The 23947-nt window shown below is 33.4% G+C and carries 21 protein-coding genes and 1 pseudogene; 7 read left to right on the top strand and 15 right to left on the bottom strand.

The genetic code is table 11. The features are described from left to right. Positions 1 to 135 precede the first annotated feature (135 nt). The 9 genes and pseudogenes from BC952_RS13645 to BC952_RS13605 form a co-directional block, all read right to left on the bottom strand. Complete coding sequence (locus tag BC952_RS13645; RefSeq protein WP_121366167.1) at positions 136 to 1998, bottom strand: M61 family metallopeptidase; 1863 nt, start codon at positions 1996 to 1998, stop codon at positions 136 to 138. Positions 1999 to 2088: 90 nt separating this feature from the next. Further along, on the bottom strand, positions 2089 to 2436 hold the full coding sequence (locus BC952_RS13640; RefSeq protein ID WP_121366166.1) for a hypothetical protein: 348 nt from the start codon (positions 2434 to 2436) through the stop codon (positions 2089 to 2091). Between the two features lie 120 nt (positions 2437 to 2556). Next, positions 2557 to 3411, bottom strand: a complete 855-nt coding sequence (locus tag BC952_RS13635; protein WP_244200155.1) for a hypothetical protein — start codon at positions 3409 to 3411, stop codon at positions 2557 to 2559. 213 nt (positions 3412 to 3624) lie between these two features. Further along, the gene (locus tag BC952_RS13630; protein ID WP_066081282.1) at positions 3625 to 3903 is read right to left on the bottom strand and encodes a DUF2805 domain-containing protein; all 279 of its coding nucleotides are present in this window, start codon (positions 3901 to 3903) and stop codon (positions 3625 to 3627) included. A 119-nt stretch (positions 3904 to 4022) separates the two neighbouring features. Further along, entirely contained in the window at positions 4023 to 4850 is an 828-nt protein-coding gene (locus tag BC952_RS13625; RefSeq protein WP_121366165.1) for a sterol desaturase family protein, read from the bottom strand. 45 nt (positions 4851 to 4895) lie between these two features. Beyond that, on the bottom strand, positions 4896 to 5504 hold the full coding sequence (locus BC952_RS13620) for an alpha-ketoglutarate-dependent dioxygenase AlkB family protein (RefSeq protein ID WP_121366164.1): 609 nt from the start codon (positions 5502 to 5504) through the stop codon (positions 4896 to 4898). Between the two features lie 4 nt (positions 5505 to 5508). Then, a complete protein-coding gene (locus tag BC952_RS13615; protein WP_121366163.1) occupies positions 5509 to 5862 on the bottom strand; it encodes a DoxX family protein in 354 nt (117 codons plus the stop codon). A gap of 67 nt (positions 5863 to 5929) precedes the next feature. Then, positions 5930 to 6826, bottom strand: coding sequence for an EamA family transporter (locus BC952_RS13610; protein ID WP_121366162.1), 897 nt, complete (start codon positions 6824 to 6826; stop codon positions 5930 to 5932). 158 nt (positions 6827 to 6984) lie between these two features. Continuing rightward, positions 6985 to 7385 (bottom strand): annotated as a pseudogene (locus tag BC952_RS13605) (DUF2721 domain-containing protein). A 170-nt stretch (positions 7386 to 7555) separates the two neighbouring features. Between BC952_RS13605 and BC952_RS13600 the strand changes: the two are divergent. Together BC952_RS13600 and BC952_RS13595 are read left to right on the top strand one after the other, a co-directional pair. Continuing rightward, on the top strand, positions 7556 to 9661 hold the full coding sequence (locus tag BC952_RS13600) for an outer membrane beta-barrel family protein (protein WP_121366161.1): 2106 nt from the start codon (positions 7556 to 7558) through the stop codon (positions 9659 to 9661). Between the two features lie 272 nt (positions 9662 to 9933). Then, positions 9934 to 11484: a DUF2254 family protein gene (locus tag BC952_RS13595; RefSeq protein WP_121366160.1), complete on the top strand. Its 1551-nt coding sequence runs from the start codon at positions 9934 to 9936 to the stop codon at positions 11482 to 11484. A gap of 156 nt (positions 11485 to 11640) precedes the next feature. Here BC952_RS13595 and BC952_RS13590 read toward each other — a convergent pair whose 3' ends face one another. Further along, positions 11641 to 12582, bottom strand: coding sequence for a LysR family transcriptional regulator (locus BC952_RS13590; protein WP_121366159.1), 942 nt, complete (start codon positions 12580 to 12582; stop codon positions 11641 to 11643). 11 nt (positions 12583 to 12593) lie between these two features. Between BC952_RS13590 and BC952_RS13585 the strand changes: the two genes are divergently transcribed. Genes BC952_RS13585 through BC952_RS13565 form a run of 5 tightly spaced genes read left to right on the top strand, consistent with a single transcriptional unit; the run spans position 12594 to position 15937 of the window. Next, positions 12594 to 12842 carry a hypothetical protein gene (locus BC952_RS13585; protein ID WP_121366158.1) on the top strand — a complete coding sequence of 83 codons (249 nt, stop codon included), beginning with the start codon at positions 12594 to 12596 and terminating at the stop codon, positions 12840 to 12842. Between the two features lie 6 nt (positions 12843 to 12848). Beyond that, entirely contained in the window at positions 12849 to 13139 is a 291-nt protein-coding gene (locus BC952_RS13580; RefSeq protein WP_121366157.1) for a hypothetical protein, read from the top strand. 3 nt (positions 13140 to 13142) lie between these two features. Continuing rightward, entirely contained in the window at positions 13143 to 13979 is an 837-nt protein-coding gene (locus BC952_RS13575; RefSeq protein ID WP_121366156.1) for a DUF6671 family protein, read from the top strand. A 3-nt stretch (positions 13980 to 13982) separates the two neighbouring features. Further along, positions 13983 to 14942, top strand: a complete 960-nt coding sequence (locus tag BC952_RS13570; protein WP_121366155.1) for an L-threonylcarbamoyladenylate synthase — start codon at positions 13983 to 13985, stop codon at positions 14940 to 14942. 29 nt (positions 14943 to 14971) lie between these two features. Then, entirely contained in the window at positions 14972 to 15937 is a 966-nt protein-coding gene (locus BC952_RS13565) for a sodium-dependent bicarbonate transport family permease (protein ID WP_121366154.1), read from the top strand. Positions 15938 to 16497: 560 nt separating this feature from the next. On the opposite strand, the gene BC952_RS13560 is transcribed toward BC952_RS13565, so the two are convergent. The 5 genes from BC952_RS13560 to htpG all read right to left on the bottom strand — a co-directional run bounded on the left by BC952_RS13560 (position 16498) and on the right by htpG (position 23939). Next, positions 16498 to 17790 carry a M20/M25/M40 family metallo-hydrolase gene (locus BC952_RS13560; protein WP_121366153.1) on the bottom strand — a complete coding sequence of 431 codons (1293 nt, stop codon included), beginning with the start codon at positions 17788 to 17790 and terminating at the stop codon, positions 16498 to 16500. Between the two features lie 467 nt (positions 17791 to 18257). Continuing rightward, the gene (locus BC952_RS13550) at positions 18258 to 19127 is read right to left on the bottom strand and encodes a CPBP family intramembrane glutamic endopeptidase (protein WP_121366151.1); all 870 of its coding nucleotides are present in this window, start codon (positions 19125 to 19127) and stop codon (positions 18258 to 18260) included. A 174-nt stretch (positions 19128 to 19301) separates the two neighbouring features. Continuing rightward, on the bottom strand, positions 19302 to 20558 hold the full coding sequence (locus BC952_RS13545) for a PIN domain-containing protein (protein ID WP_121366150.1): 1257 nt from the start codon (positions 20556 to 20558) through the stop codon (positions 19302 to 19304). 193 nt (positions 20559 to 20751) lie between these two features. Further along, positions 20752 to 21588, bottom strand: coding sequence for a hypothetical protein (locus BC952_RS13540; protein WP_121366149.1), 837 nt, complete (start codon positions 21586 to 21588; stop codon positions 20752 to 20754). Between the two features lie 449 nt (positions 21589 to 22037). Continuing rightward, on the bottom strand, positions 22038 to 23939 hold the full coding sequence (gene htpG, locus BC952_RS13535; RefSeq protein WP_121366148.1) for a molecular chaperone HtpG: 1902 nt from the start codon (positions 23937 to 23939) through the stop codon (positions 22038 to 22040). Positions 23940 to 23947 lie beyond the last annotated feature (8 nt).

The raw sequence follows: 23947 nt of genomic DNA, 5'->3' as shown, positions 1-23947 counted from the left end.
TTGCGATTTAATTGGTGTTTGTATTTTGGCGCAAAATAAAGAAAATTGTTGGAAAGATTTTGGTAACGCATCCAAATTTTACAAAAAAATCCCAAACCTTTTCTAGTTTGGGATTTCTCAAAATTATTTCAGCAATTATGCTTTAAACCAAGCATCTTTCAACGCTTTTTTTGTTGCATCAGTTGCTCTAAGTCCTTCTTTTTCTTCATAAGGAAGTTTGACTTTCCCATTGATTACTTGTTCTTTACCATCACGTTTTATTTTAATTGTGATAGCGTCGTTTTCTTTCCAGTTTTGGCTTTCCGTAATCATTTCATAAATGTTGTCCAATGAATACGGCTTGTCATTAATGGATACTAAAATATCACCTCCTTTTAAACCCAAATTGGTGTAAAAAGCGTTCAACTCCATATTAGGAATTACAAAGATTTCTTTTGTTTGTTGGTTTACGGTAATGTATGGTATTTGTCCTTTTAAGAATACATTTCCAGGTACTTTTTCCATAGATTTTGTCACCCCAACTTTAGCCAAATAAGTTTCGTAAGGAATTGGAGTTGTACCAGAAACATACGTACCCAAAAAGGCTCCCACTTCAGGATAGGTGAATGAAGTAATTTTAGCGAAAAGCTCATTATCATTAAATGGTTTTGAAGCGCCATATTCATTAGATAATTTTTGCATCAAATCAAGAATTCCTCTTTCTCCGTTGCTTTTTTCTCTGATGATAATATCCAAACACATTCCAATTAGTGCACCTTTTTCATACACGTTCAAGTATTGGGCTTTGTATGGTTCTGTCAATACATTTGCGCTCATTGTTGTGAAAGGCATCGTGTCATTCATAGCATTTGCATGCTCAATTTTTTCTGCCATACGCGCATAAAACTCTTCTTCCGTAATTAACCCTTGGTTTATTTGGAAAAGGTTCGCAAAATATTCTGTTACACCTTCATACATCCATAAATGTTCTGACATTTTAGGCGTGTTGTAATCAAAATAATGAATCTCTTTAGAATGAATCGTTAAAGGAGTTACAATATGAAAAAATTCATGTGAAACCACATCTTTCATTGATTTAACCAATTCTGATTTAGGCATCATTTCAGGTAAAACTACTGTTGTAGCTGTAGGATGTTCCAAAGCTCCAAACCCTTTTGCGTCAGTAGGCGTCATGCTGGATAAATACAGTAAAACAGTATATTTTTTAGTAGCATTAATTTTTCCTAAAAACGTTTTCTGAGCGATCATCATCGTTTTCATTTCTGGAGTAATGCTTTCTGCAGTTACTTTTCCGGTAGGAGAATAAACACCAATCAGGATTTCCATTCCATCTACTATAAAAGTAGTGTAGTCCGGTTTTGCATACATAACAGGATTTTCAACTAATTCAGCATAACGCTGCGTTTTAAAAATATCGTTGGTAGCGCTTGTATCCAAATCAGTCATTGAAGTCGCACCCCAAAGCGTTTCAGGATGTGAGATGCTCACAGTGTATGCGAAATCTTTTTTGTCTTGGAAATAACCCACAAAACCATGCATGTTCAGCATGAAGTTTTTACCCGCATCAATGTTTGTTCCCGCAGGAGAAAAAATATCATTTTGACCAAAACCGCCCCCTTTTTCAGTATCGAAAGTATCGTTTACTAAATAAGTGATTTTTACTAATGATTTCGCATTCTTGATATTCCAAGTGTTGTCATCAGTTTTTGTGGTTGCAAGCAGGTTTCCTTTGCTGTCAAATGCTTTGAAATCTTCTATGTATTTTCCGTAATCATCAATTGAATACGTTCCTGGTACAATTTTAGGAACGCTGTATGTCACTTCTTCGGTATTGATTTTAGGCGAGGTAATAGTTACCATAACCTTGTCATCTTTTACATCGTTCAAATTGATGGCAACGTCTACTTGTTCTTTTGCAACAGCAGTGACGCTCGGGCTTGCAGTTTTACAGCTCCAAAGTATCGAAGCAAATGCCAGTGAATAAAGTATTCTTTTCATTTTTTGTTAATTATATTTTTAGATAAGTCTTTCAGACTACTAAATTGTTACAGTTATTGTGTTTTTATGAGAAGGTTTTTCTGGTACGCGTTATTTATACGATGTATTTAATAATTGCAGCATTTCCCCCGGATTTTCAACTTCGATAATCAGTCTTTTATAGTAATGATTGTTTAATTCGATAATTATAGCGTTGTTTTTATTCATCACATCCCAGAAATTCCTGCCTTTTTGGTAAAATGTTCCAGCGGCTATATAACCTGGAATTTCTGTACCGGGCATTCTAAAGCCTTTCCAAAACGTAAGCTCTTCTTTGTTTTGATAAGCTTTAATGATTTGTTCTTTGGTAACCCTAATTTTACTTTCTAGTGCCCATATTTTATGCCAGCCTTTAATTTCGAAAATAAATGTACCGTCTTCGGATGTTAGTGAAACCATAATTAATTCAAGAGATTAAATTGTTTTGAGTTCGTTTTATAAGATGACTACAAAATACAAGGTGTTCAGGATTTATGTTAAAAATGGGACTGCTGATTATGGGGTTTAGTTTTTGAAATTTTATTTTTCATTATTTTCCTTTTCAAATTCTACTTCGTAAATGGCTAAGGAAGATTTCATGCTTCCTTTTTTTGCCCCTTTCTCCCATTCTATTTTAGCTTTATTCTTTTCTCCAATTAGATAATAATAGGAGCCTAAAACGGTGTGTCCTTCCATTTCCCCCATTGCTATAATTTTATTTCCTAAAGCAATTATTTCAGGGTTTTCGGTTATTTTTTTAAATTCATTATTGCTGTCAGTGTTTAATAATGAAGCGATACCTCCATAATCATTCACGAGAATTAGTCCAAAATTATCTAAACAAGCTTTTCCTAGCCCTCTGTCGCATAGGTCTTTTATTTTAGCAGTATGATTGATTATATTGTTATCCAGTAGTAATTCTAACTGATTCATGTTTTTATTGATGCGATAATATTCATGAAGTAATTCCGCTGTTTTTTTTGCTGAATTTTCATTTTTTCTATTATTGATTACTAAGGTGTCTTTTTTAGTCCAAACCCCATTGCTGACCCAGTCAGATGTGCCAATTAATGAGTTTTCTTTAATTTTAAACTTAAAAATACTTTTGTCAGGAAATATAATTAAGGAATCTCCTTTTGTAAAATAATCTCCTTTTCCCATTCCCATGATATCAACTTTTCCGTTTCCGTCAAACTCAAAATGAGAATACATTAAGGTGTCCGATTGTGCAACATAATAGCCTTGAAGCGCATTGTCAGTGTTTTGAGCATTGATGAAATAAGTACTCATTAACAAAAAACAAACAATGCGATTAAATTTCTTTTTAATCGTATTGTTTGTTCTCTTTTTTAATCCATTTTTTGGTTGAATTATTCTATTGAATGATGAAAACATATTCGTAAAAATTTATGAATAATTATTTTTAATTACTGTTTTAAAATTTGAAATAAAAAAATCGTTATTGCTAAGTGAAGATTCTCATTTTAATCTTTAAAATTAATCTTTAAAATTAATTTTTAAAGTTAGAGCTTAAAGTTGGACTTTTGATTTTTTGATCTTCTTAAATTAATTATTAAAAAAAAACTCCCGAATTTCAGGAGTTTCATTTTAATCTAGTTTGTTTTTTATATAATACTTACCATCCAAGTCTTCATCAAAATCATCAATTTTAACGGGTTTTGGTTTTGGTTTATTTGCAGTAGCTTTCTTTTTCCACATTTCAAATTTTTCTGCCGGCATCTTCTTTTTCATTATCTCAAGAATCTCTTTTTCTGCCAGACCAAATTCTTTTTTTATGATTTCAAAAGGATTTTTTTCTTCTAAAGCCATTGTAACAAGTTTTTCTGTTTGCTCCCAGTTCAATTCTTTTCGGTTACTCTTTTTCATCACGTGAAAATTAATTCAAATAAGTTGTTAATGATTAATAAATTACATTTCTAATTTGATACCAATATTAAGAAAAAAAATAATTAGATTTTCTCAAAAGGTCATTTTTTTTATGCTTTTCACCTAATTTCTTTCAATGGTGGTTTTTGAAAGGGTATTTTTAATAAACTTTTTAATTCATTGTGGTCTTCCGGATCGGGGTAAGTGTCGATTCCGTAGATGATTTCTTCTTTTGGCAGTGTCATGAAAGTCCCGAAAAGCCGGTCCCAAATTGAAAATATATTTCCGTAATTACTATCCGTGTACGGCAAAACATAATGATGGTGTACTTTATGCATGTCTGGAGAAACTATGAAATAACTCAGAATAGTGTCTACTTTTTTCGGAAGTGAAATGTTAGCATGATTGAATTGTGTGGCCACAACCGATAAGGTTTGATACAGAAAAACCAGCCACATGGGACTCCCAATAATTAAAACACCTAATGCCGTAAAGGTAAACCGAATCACACTTTCGCCAGGATGATGCCGGTTTGCAGTTGTGGTGTCAATCCAAGTATCCGTATGATGAATCAAATGAAACCGCCATAAAACTTTGGTTTTATGTTCCACTAAATGTACCAAATAGGCACCAATTAAATCCAATAAAAGCAATCCGATGAAAGCGTAAATCCATAAAGACATTTCAGGCAGCCATTGTAGAATCCCAAAATTGTTGGCAATAGTCCAATCAGCAGTTTTCAATAAAATAAATGCGAGACAAAAATTGACTACAATGGTCGTAAAGGTCATGAAGATATTAATTCCAGCATGCTGCCATTTCTTATACGTGAAGTTAAAAAGCGGAAAAGCATTTTCAAGTAACCAAAAAATTGTGATTCCGCCCACAAGAATTAAGCTTCGGTGTGATGATGGAATGGTGGAAAAATAAGCAATAATATCATTCATAATTGGAGTATTTATTTCAAATTTAATACATATTTCGGAAAATATCTATTTGATAACCCGAAAAGTAAGATTTATTCTTGGGCTAATAGGTTTTGCTGTTTTCGGGATTTGGTGTTTCCAGAAATGCTGCGTAGTTCCTTTCATCAGCAGCAAACTTCCATGTTGTAAAATGATATTTTTTTTAAGGTCTTTGTCCAAATTATGTTTCAATTGAAACGTGCGTTCGGCGCCAAAACTTAATGAAGCAATCACAGGATTTGTTCCCAATTCTTTTTCATTATCGGCATGCCATCCGTTGCTGTCTTTTCCACCGCGATACTGATTGAGTAAAACGGTTGTAAAAATGGTTTCCGAAACCTTTTCGATTTCCGTTTTTAGCTTTTGCAAAAGCGAATTCCATGGATGCGGTTGCATAGTTATATTCGAATAGGAATAGGGTTTTCCTTCGTTTCCAAACAAAGCCGTCAAGCGAGGTTGTGGATGAATTTTACCATAAACTCGAATTTCATCTTGTTGCCAAGGAATATCTTTTACTAATTCGGTAAAAATAATATCCGCTTGCTCTGTGTTATAAAACTGAGGATAATAGATAATTTCAGCGTCCGGCAAGTTAATAAGTATGGGGTCGGATGTGGATTCGAAAAGTGATTTCACTGGATTATGTGTATTGGTACGCCCAGAAAATTAGAACTAATTGTAAAGGCATTCGCAAAAGCAAAACCCATTTTGGTAAACCCATTCTTGCTTTTTCATCGAAATACATGTATAAATGTGTTGGGAAAATAGCAATTAATAAAGCAATAACTCCCCATGCAGCGTAGCTTGAAAGCACCGGAATACATAATGAGATTCCCAAAATTATTTCGGCTAAACCGCTAATTTGGTTTAATAATTTCGGATTCGGGAAATAAGGCGGAATGATTTTCAGGTACAATCTCGGGTTTCTGAAATGGTTTAATCCTGCAATAAAGTAAACAAAAGCCATTACATATAAATGCCAAGGTAAATTCATAATAAAGTTATTTATCACGAATTTATAAAAATTTAAATGAAATTAGCACAAATGTTTTAAATAGAAATTAAGCCTTTTTCTTAAAATTCACGTTCATAATGACAATTGCTAAGATGATTAAGACAATTCCAATCCATTGAAGCAGAATTACTTTTTCGCTTAAAAGAAAATACGCCATCAGTACGGATACGGGAAGTTCCAGTGCCGAAACAATACTTCCAAGTCCAATTCCGGTAAGTGGGAAACCAGCGTTGAATAATAAAGGTGGAATTATAGTTCCAAAAAGAGCCAGAATTATTCCCCATTTCATGAAAATCTCAAAATTGAAAGGAGTTGTTTGTGTAGCAATTGCAAATCCGGTTACAATTACAGCTCCGCCAAGAAGCATAAATAAACTGCGTTGCGCTGACGAAACATGTGTTGCCACACGATTAGCGGTAAACATGGTTGTGGTAAAGGAAGTTGCAGCCAAAAGCCCTAAAACGATGCCGCGCCAGTCTAATTCTACTTTGCTTTGAATCAGATTTGTGGCAAGTGCCGTTCCCACTAAGACTATAATTACCGATATGATTTTTTGTGTGGAAGGTATTTTCTTTTCTAAAATCATTTCGAATAAAACACCCATCCAAACGGTTTGCATCAATAAAACGATAGCAATAGAAACGGGAATGTATTTAACGGCTAAATAATAAAAAATACTAGTCATTCCCAGCGAAGTTCCTGCCAACATTAATTGCGTAATATTTTTCTTGGATGCTTTTATAACGGCATTTCCTTTTTTAGCTTTTTGGAACATATTAATAATCAGCATTCCCAGGATCCCATATACAAATTGCGCAATGGTAACTTCGGGTGTGGTGAAACCTTCGCCGTAGGCTATTTTTACAAAAGTAGCCAGCATTCCATAACTAGTTGCGCCAAGACCTACCAGAAAAACCCCTTTTAATACATTATTCTTTATCATTTTTTTCAATTTTAAAAAGCGGGCAAAGATATGCTTTAGTTCCTAGTTATGAGTCATAAATTAGGTGTTAATATGTAAGACTTTAATTCTGTAGTGAATACGGGTTGGAAGCAGCAGATTTTATTTAAATATTTAAGATTTTCAGGCTAATACTGATTTTATTTCACTTCTTTTTCAACTAAATCGCTCAAATGCAATCGTAATGCATTTACTGAAATACTGATTTCCCAAAACGATAATCCCAATGAAATCAATAGTCCCAATAAACTCATCCCAAAAAGATAAATTCCGGCTGTTTGCTGTTCTAAGAATAATAATAGCATGGCAAAAACAGATAAAAACAGACTTAAAACGCCGGCCATTTGCATATTTCGAATCAGAGTCAATCGTAAGTTTAGGTTTTTGATTTCCAATAAAATCGTATCGTTTTGCTTTTCCTTATATGTTTTTTTAAACCTCTTACGATTGTGGCAATGGTCAAAAACCGATTGGTATACGCCAATAAAATTAACGAGGTTGCACCAAAAAGTAAGGCAGGAGTTTCTATTTGTAAAATCATCTTTGATTTAGTTTTGGAATTTTATTTTAATAAAGAGTTGCAAAGTTCGTTATTCTGTGCTGAAATCGGTCTTTAAGTCTTGTGAAATATAATAATTTTCTTAAATCAGTTCGTTTTTTGGTAACGTTTAGAATTATAGTGCTACTAAAGGAGTAACACAAATAGAAACGATGAAAAAGAATTATTTTTTAAGTATGTTTTTTTTAGGAGCAGTATTCACACTCTCCGCACAGGAAGAGCCTAAAAAGGCTGTAGAATTGAATGAAGTTGCGATTGTAAAAACTAAAAAAGCAATTGAGCAAAAAGCGGACAGAACCATATTTGATTTTTCCAGTCAGCCCAGTTTGAATTCAGGTTCCGTTTTAGAAGGGATAAAAAAACTGCCGGGACTTATCGCTTCTGATGTGGCCGGGATGATGTATCAAGGAAAACAACTAGATGTTTTTATGGATGGAAGACCGCTTAATATTACTTCAAATGAATTGAATTCTTTTTTGGAAGGAATGCCTGCGAATGCCATTGAAAAAATTGAAATCATCACACAACCAGGAGCGGAGTTTCCTGCTACTTCCGGTGGTGCCATTATGAACATCATCACGAATAAAAATGCTAAAAATTATTTAAGCGCTACGTATACCAATAGCACTAATTTCACGAGTTACGATCATTTGCGATGGAGAATAAATAATAGTCTGTTGTTGAGCGCTAAGAATAAATATTTTGGTTGGCAATTGAATGTTGGACAAAATTATAGAGAATCTGCGGTGTGGACTTCACTTACTAAAAATGAAAATAACACAACTTCGTTACTTTCCACCACTGAGGCGGATCGCTTCGGACGCACAAATTTTGCAAAATCCGCACTGACGTTTGATATTGGCAACGACCGATTGTTATTTAATTACGATGTAAACTACAGCAACAATAATAGCAATACATTAGGAAATGGTCCCGGTTTTAGTACTAATGATGATTCCTTTACAGATGCTTTACGTCAGGATTTTGTTGTTACTTTCCAAAAAAAGTTTGAGGATAAATCTAAAAAATTAGATTTTAGATTCAATTACAACAGCAATCAAAATGATTTCACACTGAATTCCAGAACAAATAATGCTACAATATTAGATAATGCTTCGACGCAGCGGTTGTACAATGCTAAATTTGATTACTCACAACCCATTGCATTTTCTGATGAAGGGAAAATAAGCTTTGGTGGTTTATATGAAGCGCTTCTTTTTGAAACCCAAAACATGGAAATTGTGAACTTGGATTATCAACGAAAAACAGCAGCAGCTTACGGTGAGTTACAAACTAAATTTGATAAGTTCAATTTTATTGTGGGCGGTAGAGCCGAGGATTACAATATCACAGGAAAAACCAACACTGCGGATTTAATTCCGTTTAAACAATTCCGTTTTTTTCCAAATGCAAGTGCCCAATATAATTTCAGTAATTCTGTTTATTTTAATGTGAATTACAACAAGAAAATAAGTTTGCCAAGCACTTCTGCTTTAAATCCAAACAACACCAATTATCAAAATCCAAATATTGATTACTCGGGAAACCCGAATTTGCAGCCTACAATTTTTGATAATTACGAAGCGAAATTGAGTGCTTTTGATTATGCTTTTATCGGATATAATGTAAGTTCTGCTCAAAATCAGGTAATCAACAGAGTATTACTTACCGATGATGTTGTAGTAAATACCAATATAAATGTACCTCAAATCAAAATTCACAACTTTAATGTGGGATTGCCAATTCCGTATATGTTGTTTACAGAAGGACTCAAGGAAACTATGAAAATGAATATTAATCCGGATAAAATGAACTTTTTATATGTGTATACGGCGTATCAGTTTCATCAAATTCCCGAAATTAAGACTAATGGTTTTTGGATGTTTAATTTGATGTCTCAAATTCTGTTACCAAAAGAAATCAAGTTTGTAGCTAACTTTAATTACATCATGTCTAAGGGTAATTATTTTTATTTCATTGCTGAGAAGCCTTTTAATAATACGCTTGATTTAACGTTTTCTAAAAAGTTTTTCAAAGACCAATTGTCGGTTTCCATAAGTGCGGACGATGTACTTAATTCGAACCGATTTGTGTTCAGTTCTGTTGGTACGCCTTTGTTATTAGCGAATAAAAACGATACGCGTCGTTTTGGGTTCAGTGTAAATTACAAAATTCCAACCAAAAACAAATTGGCAAAAGAAGATCCTAATTTATTGAATAAAGAGAAAAAAGAAGAAGGAAATATCTTGAATCAATAGCTATATTGTTTCACTAGTCAAATCTAAATACAAGAACCTGTAAGCTAACGCTTGCAGGTTTTTTATGGTTTAAAATTTTATCAAATAATCTGAAAACTTTTCTTTACGAAAGCCGCCAACACTTCTCCTTTTTATCAATTCTGATCTGTTTTTGCTTAGTGTATCCTATAAGCTACTTTTCTATTTGATGTATAAAGCAATTTAAATTTTTCGAATGAAGACATATTTAGGCTAAATTTACCTATTGAAATTTACCTATTGAAATTTAAATTATGATACAAAAATTAAGACTGCGTTTCAAGAGTATGTTAGAACATCAAATTAAACATATGGGTACCTTTACCAGTGGTATTTATGCGTTTATTATTGGTTCTGTTTTACTGACAATTGATTATTATGTCGATTTTGGATTGAAATTCAAAATCAATGAATTAGAAATTTACAATCGGCTGATTCCGGTTTCTACTATTCTAATCTCCATTCTTATTGGAATTTCTTTAACTACTTTCTCTGTTATTTTTGTTGTGATGCAGTTGGCATCCTCTCAGTTTTCACCCCGAATTTTGAGACATTTTTTATCAAATAACATCAAGATGCAACAATTTATCGGATTGTTTGTGGGTACTATTTCGTTGTGTGTGTTACCTCAGTTAGCTTCTGTTTTTTATCAAACTTCTTTTCTTTTAACACTTACTACAGGTTCTCTACTTGCTTTTTATTGTCTGGTATGGTCTTATCCTAATATGATTAGCTATTTAAGTATAAACATGAATGTTTCCAGTATCACAAATGGAATCAAAACTGAAATGGTTGAAGAAATTAATGATTTGTATCAGGAAAATTGGAGTGTGGGAAAGAGCCTCCTTTACAAACGTTCCAAAATTAACCCGGATAAATTTCAAGTAAAAATTGTAAGTACTTTTGAAACGGGCTATTTGGACAGCGTAAACTATAAAAAACTCGAAAAAATAACAGAATATATCAGTAGTTCTGATGTGGGCGTTTTTTTTGAAAATGCCTATCAAAAACCAATTGTAGGGGAATTTATTATGAAAGATACTACTACGCTTATCGTATTAGTTTTTAACGAGGAACTCCAAATGAATCAGATACTTCGTTTGAAGAAAGAAATAGGAGCGATTGTCAGTACTACTTTTAAAGTTAAGTTGTTCAGAAGTCACACGCAAGATGTGAATTTTGGTGTCAGGAAACTGGTAGATATTGCGATAAAAGCCATTTCTCCTGCGGTGAATGATCCAACTACTTGTTTGAATTGTATTGATCAGATTGGGGAAATAGCAAAAGAACTAGCCATACGAGAATTTCCCTCAACAGATTCCAGGACTTTGGGTTCCAAAAAAATACAGGTAAATGAATTTAATTTTGAGGAATTCATTGACTTTTGCTACGATCAGATTTTTCAGTGGGGCAAAGAAGATCCTACTGTTGTGAAGAGAATTATCAGATCAATCCGAATTATTTTACCATTAGTTGAAAATCCTTTTAATTTGAAAATTTTAATACAGCAAGTTGAAGAAATGGATTTACTTGAAATTTATAATTTATCACAATACAAAAAAGGGAAACTAAAAATATCAAAGGAAAAATTAGTAATTGTAGAGAAGGAATTGTCTCGATTTAGACAAAAAGCTAAGTTGCAAATTAAAGCTTTGGATCTAAAAGGAGTTTTAGATCATTACGAAACGAATCATTATTCGGATAATTCAGAAATTACAACTGCTGAAATTGAAGCGATTGAATATCTTAAAGCCTATAAAACAGTAGATGAAACTATCTATAACAATGGAAATGAATTAACGTAAAAAGTTTGAATGAAGGGAGCTGCTATTGATGAGCGAGATTGGTGTGTATTCAATGGTCTTAACTAGATCTCGGTAGTTAAAATCGATTTTGAGACAGAAATGTAAATTTGAAAACTAAAAAAATGCCAAAGTTCTCAGGTGTAAAATCATTGTGTTCTATGCGTGATTAACATCCTTTATTACATTTATCCAATTAAATTTTTGCTCGATAATTCTTCTTTTTTCTTCTTGTATGAATTTTAAATAGGCAGCAGCGACGGGTGAAAATTTCTTGCCTTTTAACCATATTAGATTCCAGTTGGATTGAATTGGCAAACCTTTTACAGGGATTATTTGTAAATCACGATTGTTGAGTTCATTTTTGATTCCAATTAAAGGCATAATAGAACATCCAAGTCCGGCCAATACAGCTTGTTTTATAGCTTCATTACTAGTGAGTACCATTTTTTTTGGAACCGTCAACTGATTGTTTTCAATGAATTTTTCCATTACGAAACGTGTCCCGGATCCTTCTTCCCGATAGATTATTGATAGGGTTTCTATGATACTTTTATCTTGGATTCCTGCTGTTATTTTTTGATCACTATTAGCAATAAGATAAAGCGAATTAGGCATTAATTCCACTTTTTCAATTTGCAGAGAATCAGGCAATACAGATACCAAAGAGAAATCTACCTCATTTCTTTCTAAATTTTTCAGTACTTTAATTTTATTCGTTACATCCAAACTTAATTCTACACCTTGATTCTTTTTTAAAAAATCAGATAAAAAATAGGGTATAACATACTTGCCTGTGGATACGACGGAAATTTTCAATCTCCCGGTGAGTTGCCCCTTGAATGCCATTGTTTTATAATTGATGGCATGTACTTCATTAAGAATCTTTTCAGCTGCCATGGCAATTTCTTTTCCAAAATCGGTCACATAAAGCTTTCTTCCGATTACCTCCGTTAATGGAACATCAAATTGATCTTGAAGATTTCTTAATTGAATGGATACTGCGGGTTGCGTAAGATGAAGTTCTGCTGCAGCCTTAGTAATGCTCTCGTTTTGTGCTATTTTTAAGAATACCTGTAATTGATGGAGTGTATAATTCATAAATATTTTTTATGTATATCATTACAAATATAAATAAAAATTTATGGATCAGTGATTTTACCTTTGGAGAAATTAAATTAGTCGTTATGATACATAAAATCAAAAATATAAAAATTAGTTTACTCGTTGCGGTGATTTGGCTAATCGTTGGAATACTATTGACATTCCTAGAACCTAACAATTTGTTTTTTACCCTGTTTCTTGGTTCAGGAATATTTTTTACGACTTACACATTACAAAAAAATAAAATTTTATTATAAAACGCTATGAAGAAAGAATATCAATTTAAGCTGATTGAAGGGCAGTTTTCGCCATCAGAAGCAGGCAAAGTACTGTTTTCATTGATAAACAGTAAGATTAACTATCATAATTTAGAAATATTTAGCAATCAGATTCGGTTCAATAAAGAGAATCCACATTCAAAAATAAGACAAGAGACACTTTTAGATGCATCAGCCTACATTAAGGAGCTTATAAAGGAAGCGGCACTAAAGGATATGGATTTAGAAATTGAAGGTGTTATTCAACTCGTACTTAAACCAAGAAATAAGGATTAAGCAATGTTTGAAGGCAGACGATTATTGATTGCAACAAAGCATCAAAAAGAACAAGTGATCACTCCAATTTTAGAGGAAGGACTAGGAGTACAATGCTTTGTACCTGAGAACTATGACTCGGATATTTTTGGAACTTTTTCCGGAGAAATAAAGCGAAAAGATACAGCATTGGCAACTGTTAGGGCAAAGTGTCTGGCAGCTATGGAACAATTTGATTGCAATCTGGGCATTGCCAGTGAAGGTTCTTTTGGTTCACATCCTTCTATTTTTTTTGCACAAGCAGATGACGAATTTTTAATTTTTATCGATAAAAAAAATAATTTGGAAATAGTGGTCCGCGAACTGAGTCTGGATACTAATTTTTACGGAGAAAACATCCTCAATACAGAAATGCTCTTGGATTTTGCAAATAAAGTACAATTCCCGTCTCATGCCATACTATTGAGAACCAAGCCAGATGACATCACAGGACTAGTTAAAGGAATTACGACAAACAGTCATTTGGAGGATTCGTTCCAGCTTTTGATGTCTGCTCATGGAAGTGTCTATGCAGAAACGGATATGCGTGCAATGTATAATCCCACACGAATGGGTGTAATCAAAATTGCTGCACAAAAATTATTAGACGCGATAAAAAGAGAATGCCCAAGCTGTAAAACGCCTGGTTTTTGTGTGACAGATGCGAAACAGGGCTTGCCTTGTTCTTGGTGTTCAGTGCCCACTCGTTCCACATTGAGTTTTATTTATTGCTGCAAGAAGTGTTCTTTTAGTTCCGAGAAAATGTATCCCCATCAAAAAACAACTGAAGACCCAGGATTTTGTGATTCCTGTAACCCTTAATTTATGAGTATAATTAGTAATTCGATTCCAAAAGCCGTTGCGCTTTTAAATCAGGACCAAATCATAGCAATTCCTACCGAAACTGTTTATGGATTAGCAGGAAATATCTATAGTTCAAGAGCCATCGAGAGTATTTTTACGATGAAACAAAGACCATTCTTTAATCCGTTGATTGTTCATATAAAATCTGCAGACGTCCTTTCTGAAATAGCGAGAGATATTCCTGAAAAAGCCGCTTTGTTGGCGAAAGCTTTCTGGCCAGGACCTTTAACTTTAGTTTTAAAAAAGCATATTGCTGTTCCGGATTTAGTCACCGGTGGTAAAGATACGTTGGCGGTGAGAGTTCCAAATCATCCAGTAATCTTAGCCCTGCTTAATGAGTTAGCCTATCCTTTAGCGGCACCAAGTGCCAATCCTTTTGGCTCTATAAGTCCCACTACGGCAACACATGTTGCGGACTATTTTGAAGAAGTATTACCAATGGTTTTGGATGGGGGAGCTTGTCAAAGAGGAATAGAGTCAACTATCATAGGATTTGAAAATGGGGAGCCTATTTTATATCGCCTGGGTTCTTTGGCTGTAGAGGACATTCAAGCAGTTGTGGGGCAAGTAAAAATGATAACCCATGATGATATCGCTCCAGCGGCACCAGGTATGTTTTCTAAGCATTATGCTCCTTTGACCACGACTTTTTTGACCACCGATGTGAAAAAGAAGCTGCTAACGTTTCCAGATCAAAAAATTGGAGTTGTCGTATTCCAAAAGGAGGTAAATGATCCCAAAATTGTACAACAAGAAGTTTTATCCGCGACAGGAAATTTAGCAGAAGCAGCTTCACAACTTTATGCTGCTTTGCATCGATTGGATAATTGCCATCTCGACTGCATTATAGCGGAACGATTTCCGGATTTTGGCTTGGGTAAAACAATAAATGACCGGTTAAAAAGGGCCACTCAAAAATAAAATAGTAATTTCTAAAATAAAAAAAATAGATGAATTTAAGTTTATTGTTCGATAATTTAACCAATCCAGCCTTATTGTTTTTTGTGTTGGGAATTATAGCGGTCTATGTAAAAAGTGACTTAGAAATTCCGGAAAATACGTCTAAGTTTATATCGCTGTACCTTCTTTTTTCAATTGGTTTCAAAGGCGGACAGGAATTGGCTCATAGTCATTTTACCATAGACATACTTTGGTCCATAGCGTTTGGAGTATTGATTGCAGGATTAATTCCATTGTATACTTTTTTTATTTTGAAGAGGAAATACAGTATCGAGAATTCTGGGGCTATAGCTGCAGCTTATGGTTCCGTGAGTGCGGTGACTTTTGTAACGGCTATATCTTTTTTAGAAATTCAAAACTATACTTTCAGTGGTCATATGGTCGCTGTAATGGCGCTGATGGAGGCTCCTGCGATTATCATAGGAGTAATTTTAATACGGTTATTCAGTAAAGAAGAAGTTAAGAAAACCAAGATGAGTACTATCATTAAACATTCGTTCACTAATGGAAGTGTACTTTTGATTTTGGGTAGTTTGGTTATTGGTTTTTTAGCGAGCGAACAGCAAGCGTTGGGAATTAAGCCTTTTACGACTGATATTTTCAAAGGGTTTTTAGCCTTGTTTTTGTTGGATATGGGAATTGTTAGTGGCCGAAAATTAAATGATTTTTTTAAAAGTGGGTGGTTCAGCATTTTCTTTGCAGTTGTTTTTCCGCTGATCAATGGTTGTATCGTAGCTTTTTTAAGCCAATTTATTACAGATGATGTTGGTAACCGTTTTATTTTCGCAGTACTCGCGGCAAGCGCTTCTTACATTGCAGTTCCTGCAGCCATGAAAATAGCCGTTCCAAAGGCCAATCCAGGAATTTTTCTGCCCATGGCATTAGCTGTAACGTTTCCTTTTAATATTACTTTTGGGATGCCCATTTATTTCTCAATTGTTTTGTGTCACCTTTAAATAGTTTCTTTTTCCATATTAGTAGAACTTATTGATTGCCTCATGAACTATTGTTCATTAAATGAATTAGTATAAATGTTAGTATTTGAAGCAAAAAAACCTGCAAGTTTAAGCTTGCAGGTTTAATTTATAAATATTTACTCATGAGAAAATATACAAAAGGGAGCGTTCGCGCTACTTGAGTATGTATAGTCATTATTTCACGATGATTAAAAAGATTCAACAATAAAAAAATAAAATAATACCCATGTTATTATAAAAAATAGTCCAAGGTACAAGTTATTTAAATTTTTACTTAAGTCTTTTTTAATAATTAGTCGGTATAAAATCCAACCTATAAAAGCGATTACTAAACCTATTGCCATTACAATTCTTGACATAATTTATTTGTTTTAGTATGATGTGATTAATTCGTACTTATCCGTATTAGAATTGATGTTTACTTTTGATCATGTTCAAGAGCGGGACGCACGCCCTAGCTGGTTTTTCATCGGCGCAATCGGAGATTCAATTCCATTCAATTGTAAAAACCTACTTCCAGAGAAAACTGTAAAGGCCTTTTAATTTTGTGTTAATCTGTAAATTAAAATCGCAGCTCGTTGAATTAAATATGGAAATTCTTTCAGGTTAATAGTTTCACCAGCGGCATGGGCACCCTTACCAGAAGAACCTAAACCATCTATACAATCTACATATTTTGCTATATACGAAATATCTCCGGCACCTCTAGAACCCGGGTCGCCGGCAACTGTTTTACCTATTCCCATGTCTTGCGAAATACTATCAATAATAGCAAGTAAGCGATTATTACCTTCTTTTGGAGCCATTCCAGGTATACCATCGCTAAAACTAATTGTAGCCTTTGTTCCATTTAGATTATTGTTTACAATAGCTTTCATTTTTTCTCTGGCAGTTTCTTTTTGTTCTTCGGTTAAGAAACGTAAATCACCAACAACGGTAACTGTAGGCGAAATGATATTCGTTTTACCTATTGCATCACCTTTGGCTTTATCAGCATCATAATTCATTTCTGAGCCGCCAATTATCAATCCTGGATTAAAAGTCAAATACTTTTCTTGACTTAATTGCAAACGAAAATCATTTAAAATTCTTGCAGATTCATAAATAGCACCATAGCCAGAATTACTACTGAAAACACCTTGAGAGTGGCCAGTTTTAGCAGTCACATTTAATGTCCAGCTACTAGCCCCACGACGAGCTGTTGTAACTGTGTTAAGACCTATGGCTGTTTCAAAACCTAACGCTACATCACATTGCTGAGCTCGTTTTATAAAATCTTTACGGCTTACGCTAATGGGTAGTCCAGCTCTTTCTTCATCTCCTGTAAAATAAACTATTATTGATGCGTTGTCTAATAAGCCTAAATTTTTTAAGGCTTGCAATGCTGCAATAACTATTACATCACCCCCTTTCATATCAATAGCACCTTGCCCTGTAGCTGTTGAATCATTTAACATTGTCCAATTATTAGCAGGCATATCTGGTTCAAAAACCGTATCTAAATGGCCAATAATAAATATTCGTTTTCCCTTAGTTCCTTTTTTGGTGGCCACTAAATGGCCTGCTCGTTGCAAACTATCTGGCAAGCTTATCCATTCGCTTTTAAGTCCAGCTTTTTCAAGTTCGGCACCGTAAATCGCGCCTACTTTTTTTACACCTTCAATATTTAATGTTCCACTATTGATGTTGACTGTTTTAATAAGTAAATCTCTAGTTTCTGGCAAATGCTCATTGATATAGGCTACTATCTTATTTTCTGTATTAGATAAATTTTGTGCTTTGCTATTGATAAAAGCAATCAAAAAACAAAGTGATAGGAATATTTTCTTCATTAAGTTACATTTTTAAAATTCTAATTATCCTTCTGGTGCGAGAATTTGCAATTCGCAGCCACAAAGATGTTATGTCAAAACAAATCTAATCAAAATTACTATGTCATTTTCCAAATAAGAAAACCCTATAGCGCAGAAATACTTCTTCAATTCACTATCGCTTTTGTATATGCTGTGTCATTCCAATTGGCAATTAAAACACCCGATGGTTTAACCAAACAGAAGAGCTACAAATCTTTATTTAAAATAATTTTCTTAATTTTAATGAATATAGCTTTTTTACTAGTATTGATTGCTCAACTTTGCAGGTTTAATTTAAAGTTATTTACTCATGAGAATGTTCACAAGTGGGACGCTCGCGCTAGCTGGTCATATTTCCGCGATCGGATAAAAATTTTTGCGAAACGCAATCGTGAACATACTACAAAATTCGCAATTGCGTGAAACGGCTGTTAGCGACTGGCTTTTTACTTTCCGCTCATTAATTCCTTTCTTCTTGAAATGAAATAAAAAGCAAACACAATCATAACAAATGGTAATACAATACCGAATTCGCCAATGTACCAAGGTGTAATCAAATTAGTATCAGTTAAGGGCGTAAATATTCTTTGGATATAAAGATTGTGTGTGGCATGTAATAGTACAGCAGGAAATAGACTTCCACTTTTTATAGTAAACCAAGTAAAAATGAATGTTGCTGCGATAATCATTATCGTAAAACAAATCAATCCGAACCAAAAAGGCGTTCCATTATTGTAATCACCAAATATTAAAACGGTATAATGCCAAACAGCCCATATTATTCCAATAATTAAAGATGTTTTAATATAACCATATTTATAAAATAATTGAGTTGTTAAAAACCCTCTCCAACCAATTTCTTCTCCTAAAGCATTAGCACAACTGCCAAAAACGCCAAAAACTCCTGTCATTAAAACAAATATGAAAATGACGAAACTCGGAGAAAGAGAAGTAATCCCATAAGAATTAGATATTTCTTTTAAAAATTCCTGATTGTAGAAAGTTCCCCAACCAGCAACCCAAATTATCAGAAAAGAAATTAAAGAATAAAGTATAGGAATTGCAAACGACAAAAGAATATACTTTGTTTTTGGCCATTTCCAATTTATTGAGATTGCAACTTGCTTATAAATCAATTTGGTCAGAAATACAGCTATTGCCGGACTCCACATTGCAGCGGTATTGAATAATGTAGCCGCTGTTCCGCTTACGTTGAGCCAAATTGAATAAATGTCAAAAAACGCCGTAATTCCGAAAGTTAGAAATATAAATGTGATAATTTGCTTGGAAGAGAATGGGCTTTGATTTTTCTCCATAAATTCGGATTTAGTTTTTTTTAAGCCTGTCGCTAACGTTCAGCTGCTTTGCGATGGCTGGAAGTTCGTAACCGATTATTTTTTAGCAATGATAAAATTTCTTGCGAGAAATAAACGTGATTTCACTACAAACTTCGCAATCTTGCCAAACGCCTGTTAGGCGATGTTTTTTTATTAAACAATTACATTCAGTTTTCCAGTAATTACTTTGGGATAATTGCTAATCATTATTTTATAGTCAATACAAAAATTTTTTGCTAACTCTCGATTATCATATTTCAAATATAAAGTTTCAAACTCAAATGATTGATTATGTTTTAGATTCCTTAAATGGAAATCTACATTATAACTATTTGTTTTTTTTATAGTTGGAGCATTTAAATTGATATTTGAAATTGGTGTTTTATAGTTATTAGAAAGAACTGGGAAATTTATATTGTTATGTTGATAATCAAATTTATTTTTAGGTTTGTAAGGAGCTTCTGGTTCCTTTATTGTTTTTGGGAATCCTTTTTTTGTTAGTAATTCAAAACCATCTGGAAAATGAAATTCTATGTCAATATCTTCTCCTGGTGCTGTTCCATCATTACGAATAATTAATTTAATTTCTATACATTCGTTTTCATATGAAACCATATCAAAAATTGAAGAATAATAATCTTCATATTTAGCAAAAAACAAATCTAATTCGGAGTTATAACGTTTTATTTGATCATCACTAAGTGCTTGAAAACTTAAAGTTTTCAATAAATTATTTGTACTATTTTCAAAATCAATTTTTTCTAAATAGTTAAATTTCTCTTTTAGTTCACTTACCGATTCTGATATAAATATTTCTTTAGATTTTAAATCTTTTTTGCTCTCACATTTATAAAAGTTATCATTGTCCAGAAAGCCTATAATCACTTTTGGAGATTGGTTTTTGAACTTGTTGAGTTCTTTTTCTAATTCTTTACTTCTTTTTTCATTTTCATCAGGCTCATTAGGTAGAAGATATGATTCATCAATTTTTAAACAATTAATAGAAAGAGTTTTGGCTTTTAATCTTGGGCCAGTATCATATGTTATATATATAATATTATCCTTTTCACTTAATATGCTTTTGAATTCTATGATTGATGCAAGAATAGAATCGTCTTGTTCATTTTTATTTAGTTGATTATTAATAAAAGTTTCATTTTTTGGTCTTGATGTAATTAACTTTACTAATTGATCGGTTGTTATATAGTTTTCTATTTTAGGAAGAATTCTTTTAATACGTTTTGATATTTTTGGATTTTTATTATACTTGTGAGAATCAAGTTCGTCAATTACAGTTGGAACAATTGTGATCAAAAAATCTTCATCCGAACTAATTAAATTTTTCCAATCAATTTGGTCAAAATCTTTAAAATGAATGAAAACATTTGTGTCTAAAAATATATAGTTCATTCTTACGTGTTTTAAAATATTGCCTAACGTTCCCGCGCTACAAGCAGTTTGGGACTAAATTAAGCCCATTATTCGGATTTGCCAAATCATCCAAATACAAACCAATTTTTCCATTAAGCCTAATACCCAAATTGCTTGTAGCGTGTGTTGGTGGCTGCCCTTTTTTCGAGTGATATATCGTCCTAAATTGATTTTAAGGTAACTCTATATTCAATAATTTAAAAGGTATTTTTTTTACTGAGGTTGCAGTTTCAATGTTTAATACTAGTTTCCAGTTTGGATTAGGTTTTTCATTTAAACTGTATGAAACGATATTGTTATTTTGATAACGACCATTTCGTTCAATTCTCTTTCCATTCGCATCTTCAAAATATAAGTCTACCAATTTTGTTTTGTCTCCTTCAACGTAAAATGTTGCTTGATTTGGGTCATCGCTCGAATTAGAAAAACCTTCAAATGCGTTCATCAATCCTTCTGCCATTTTTCGGGTTATTTCTGGTAATTTTTTAAGTTCTTCTTCTTTTTTTAGTTTTTGTTCCTTGGCGAATTTTTCCAAAGATTCTTTCGTTAAATACATTATTTGAACTCCTACGGCATTGGGCAATAAGTTGATATTGGTCTTTGTTTGATAGTTAGTAATTCTAATTATCGCTCCATTAGCAACTGTTGGGCTATAAAGGCTTAATTCCCCTGATAATTCTTTGATTACTTTTGCTTTTCGAGCGGGTATTTTAGTTTCTATTTCTACTTTTGCATTTTCATCTATTTCCTTGTACTCAAAATCGTTATGGTCTTCATTAATTAAATCTAAATCTTGGTCATCGGTTACCTTTGTGATTTTTGATATTTTAACAAATTTATATTTTCGTACTTCATCACCTGAAATTTTTAATTCAATTTCACATTTGTTGTCAAATGAACTATCAGAGGTTGAGCGACTTTCATCAATTTTACTGACTGATACTTTTTGTGAAAATACTGAAATTGAAACACTTAAAAATAAGCAAATCATTAATACTCTTTTTTGCATTGTGCTAAATGGTTAAGTTAAAATATTTGTTTTAATGTTTTTTTTGTCATGCGTTGCGGTTGCCACCAACTAGTTTATAGGTCTGACGATGTCCGACTTATACACCCAAAATCGGGTTGCTTTGTTTGACAAACGTCATACTTTAGTCTTAAAACAAATATATAAATAATCCTTTACAAAACAGTGCTTATTTACTCCTATTGCTAAATGAAGTTATAACCGTAAAATGCTCTAAATAGCCCCGATAGCAGTGAAAATCCTTTGCTGTGGCGCAAGCCAAAAGCAAAAATTGCAGCGCATAGCGGGAGGGAAGTGATTTTGAAAAACAATCGTTGTGCTCCAAAAAAAAAGCTGCCCAAGGTTGGACAGCTTTTAGTATGTTGGATATTCCGAAGCAAGTTCGGAATAAGCGATTCACACCATTTTACTTCATAAAATGGGTTCTCTGCTTATTTAATCATTTCAAAACTTCTTTTCACGAAAGCGGTTAATGCTTCGCCTTTTAAAAGGTTTTGGGACAATTTAGCTAAGTCAAGAGCTTGTTTTACCAAACTTTCCTGAGCGTCTTTGTCTTTGTTGTTCAGGATGCTTGTTGCCAATTCAGAGTTAGTATTGACTACTAAATTGTACATTTCCGGCATATTTCCCATTCCGAACATTCCACCACCGCCTGATTGACTCATTTCTTTCATTCTACGCATAAATTCCGGTTGCGTGATGATGAATGGCGAAGCATTACTATCTAAAGCTTCCAGTTGAACGGAATAGGTTTGTTTAGGAACAATAGCTTCCAAAACGGTTTTCAAGTTGGTTTGTTCTTCCTCAGATAATTTAGAAATAGTCGTTTCCTCTTTCTTGATTAAATTATCAATATGGTCAGAATCCACACGTACGAAAGTCATGTTGCTGTTATCGCCTTCAATTTTTTGAATTAAATGCGAGATGATCGGAGAATCCAGTAACAATACTTCATATCCTTTGTCTTTTGCAATTTCGATATAAGAGTGTTGCGCCTCTTTGTTTCCAGCGTATAAAACCACTAATTTTCCATCTTTGTCCGTTTGATTTGCAGCAAGATTTTCTTTTAATTCTTCTAAAGTGAAATATTTACCGTCAACTGTTGGGTACAAAACAAACGCACCTGCTTTTTCGTAGAATTTATCTTCAGATAGCATTCCGTACTCTAAAACGATTTTGATGTCGTTCCATTTTTGTTCAAAATCTGCACGGTTTTCAGTGAATAACGATTTTAATTTATCCGCAACTTTACGCGTGATGTAATTAGAGATTTTCTTAACCGCAGCATCTGCTTGTAATCCAGAACGAGAAACGTTCAATGGAATATCTGGTGAATCCACAACACCTTTCAGCATCATTAAAAACTCAGGAACAATTCCTTCTACATTATCCGTTACGTACACTTGATTTTGGTACAACTGGATTTTGTCTTTCTGAATTTGTAAATCAGATCCTAATTTTGGGAAATACAAAATACCAGTTAAGTTGAACGGATAATCTACATTTAAATGAATGTGGAATAACGGTTCTTCAAATTGCATTGGGTACAATTCATGGTAGAAATTCTTGTAATCTTCCGCAGATAATTCTGTTGGTTGTTTAGTCCAAGCCGGATTTGGGTTGTTGATGATGTTGTCTACTTCAACTTCCGTAAAAGTTTTGTCTTTATCTTCTTCAGCAACTTCTTCACCCTTTTTTTGCTCGATTTTCTCTTTTTTGGTTCCAAATTTAATTGGAATAGGCATGAACTTATTGTACTTGTTCAACAGTTCCTTGATTTTGTATTCTTCCAAGAATTCCAAAGAATCTTCGGCGATATGCAAAATGATTTCTGTTCCACGAGAAGTTTTGTCAGCTGGTTCTAAAGTAAATTCCGGGCTTCCATCGCAAGTCCAGTGTGCAGCGGGTTCATCTTTGAACGATTTAGTGATGATTTCCACTTTTTCGGCAACCATGAAAGCAGAATAGAATCCAAGACCAAAATGTCCAATAATTCCGGAATCTTTAGCTGAATCTTTGTATTTGTCCAAAAACTCTTCAGCACCAGAAAACGCTACTTGGTTGATGTATTTCTCCACTTCGTCAGCAGTCATTCCCAGACCTTGATCGATAATGTGTAGTTTTTTACCTTCCTTATCGATTTTTACTTCGATAATTGGGTTTCCGTATTCTACTTTGGCTTCGCCAATGCTGGTTAAATGCTTTAATTTAAGTGTTGCATCTGTTCCGTTCGAAATCAATTCACGCAAGAAAATTTCGTGATCGCTGTATAAGAATTTCTTGATTAAGGGAAAGATGTTTTCTACCGAAACATTAATTTTACCTGTTGTCATATTATGAA

Source organism: Flavobacterium limicola, from assembly GCF_003634755.1.
In the GTDB taxonomy this organism is placed as follows: domain Bacteria; phylum Bacteroidota; class Bacteroidia; order Flavobacteriales; family Flavobacteriaceae; genus Flavobacterium; species Flavobacterium limicola.
Note: the sequence above shows the minus strand (reverse complement) of the source record. Positions and strands in the feature narration are given on the sequence as shown.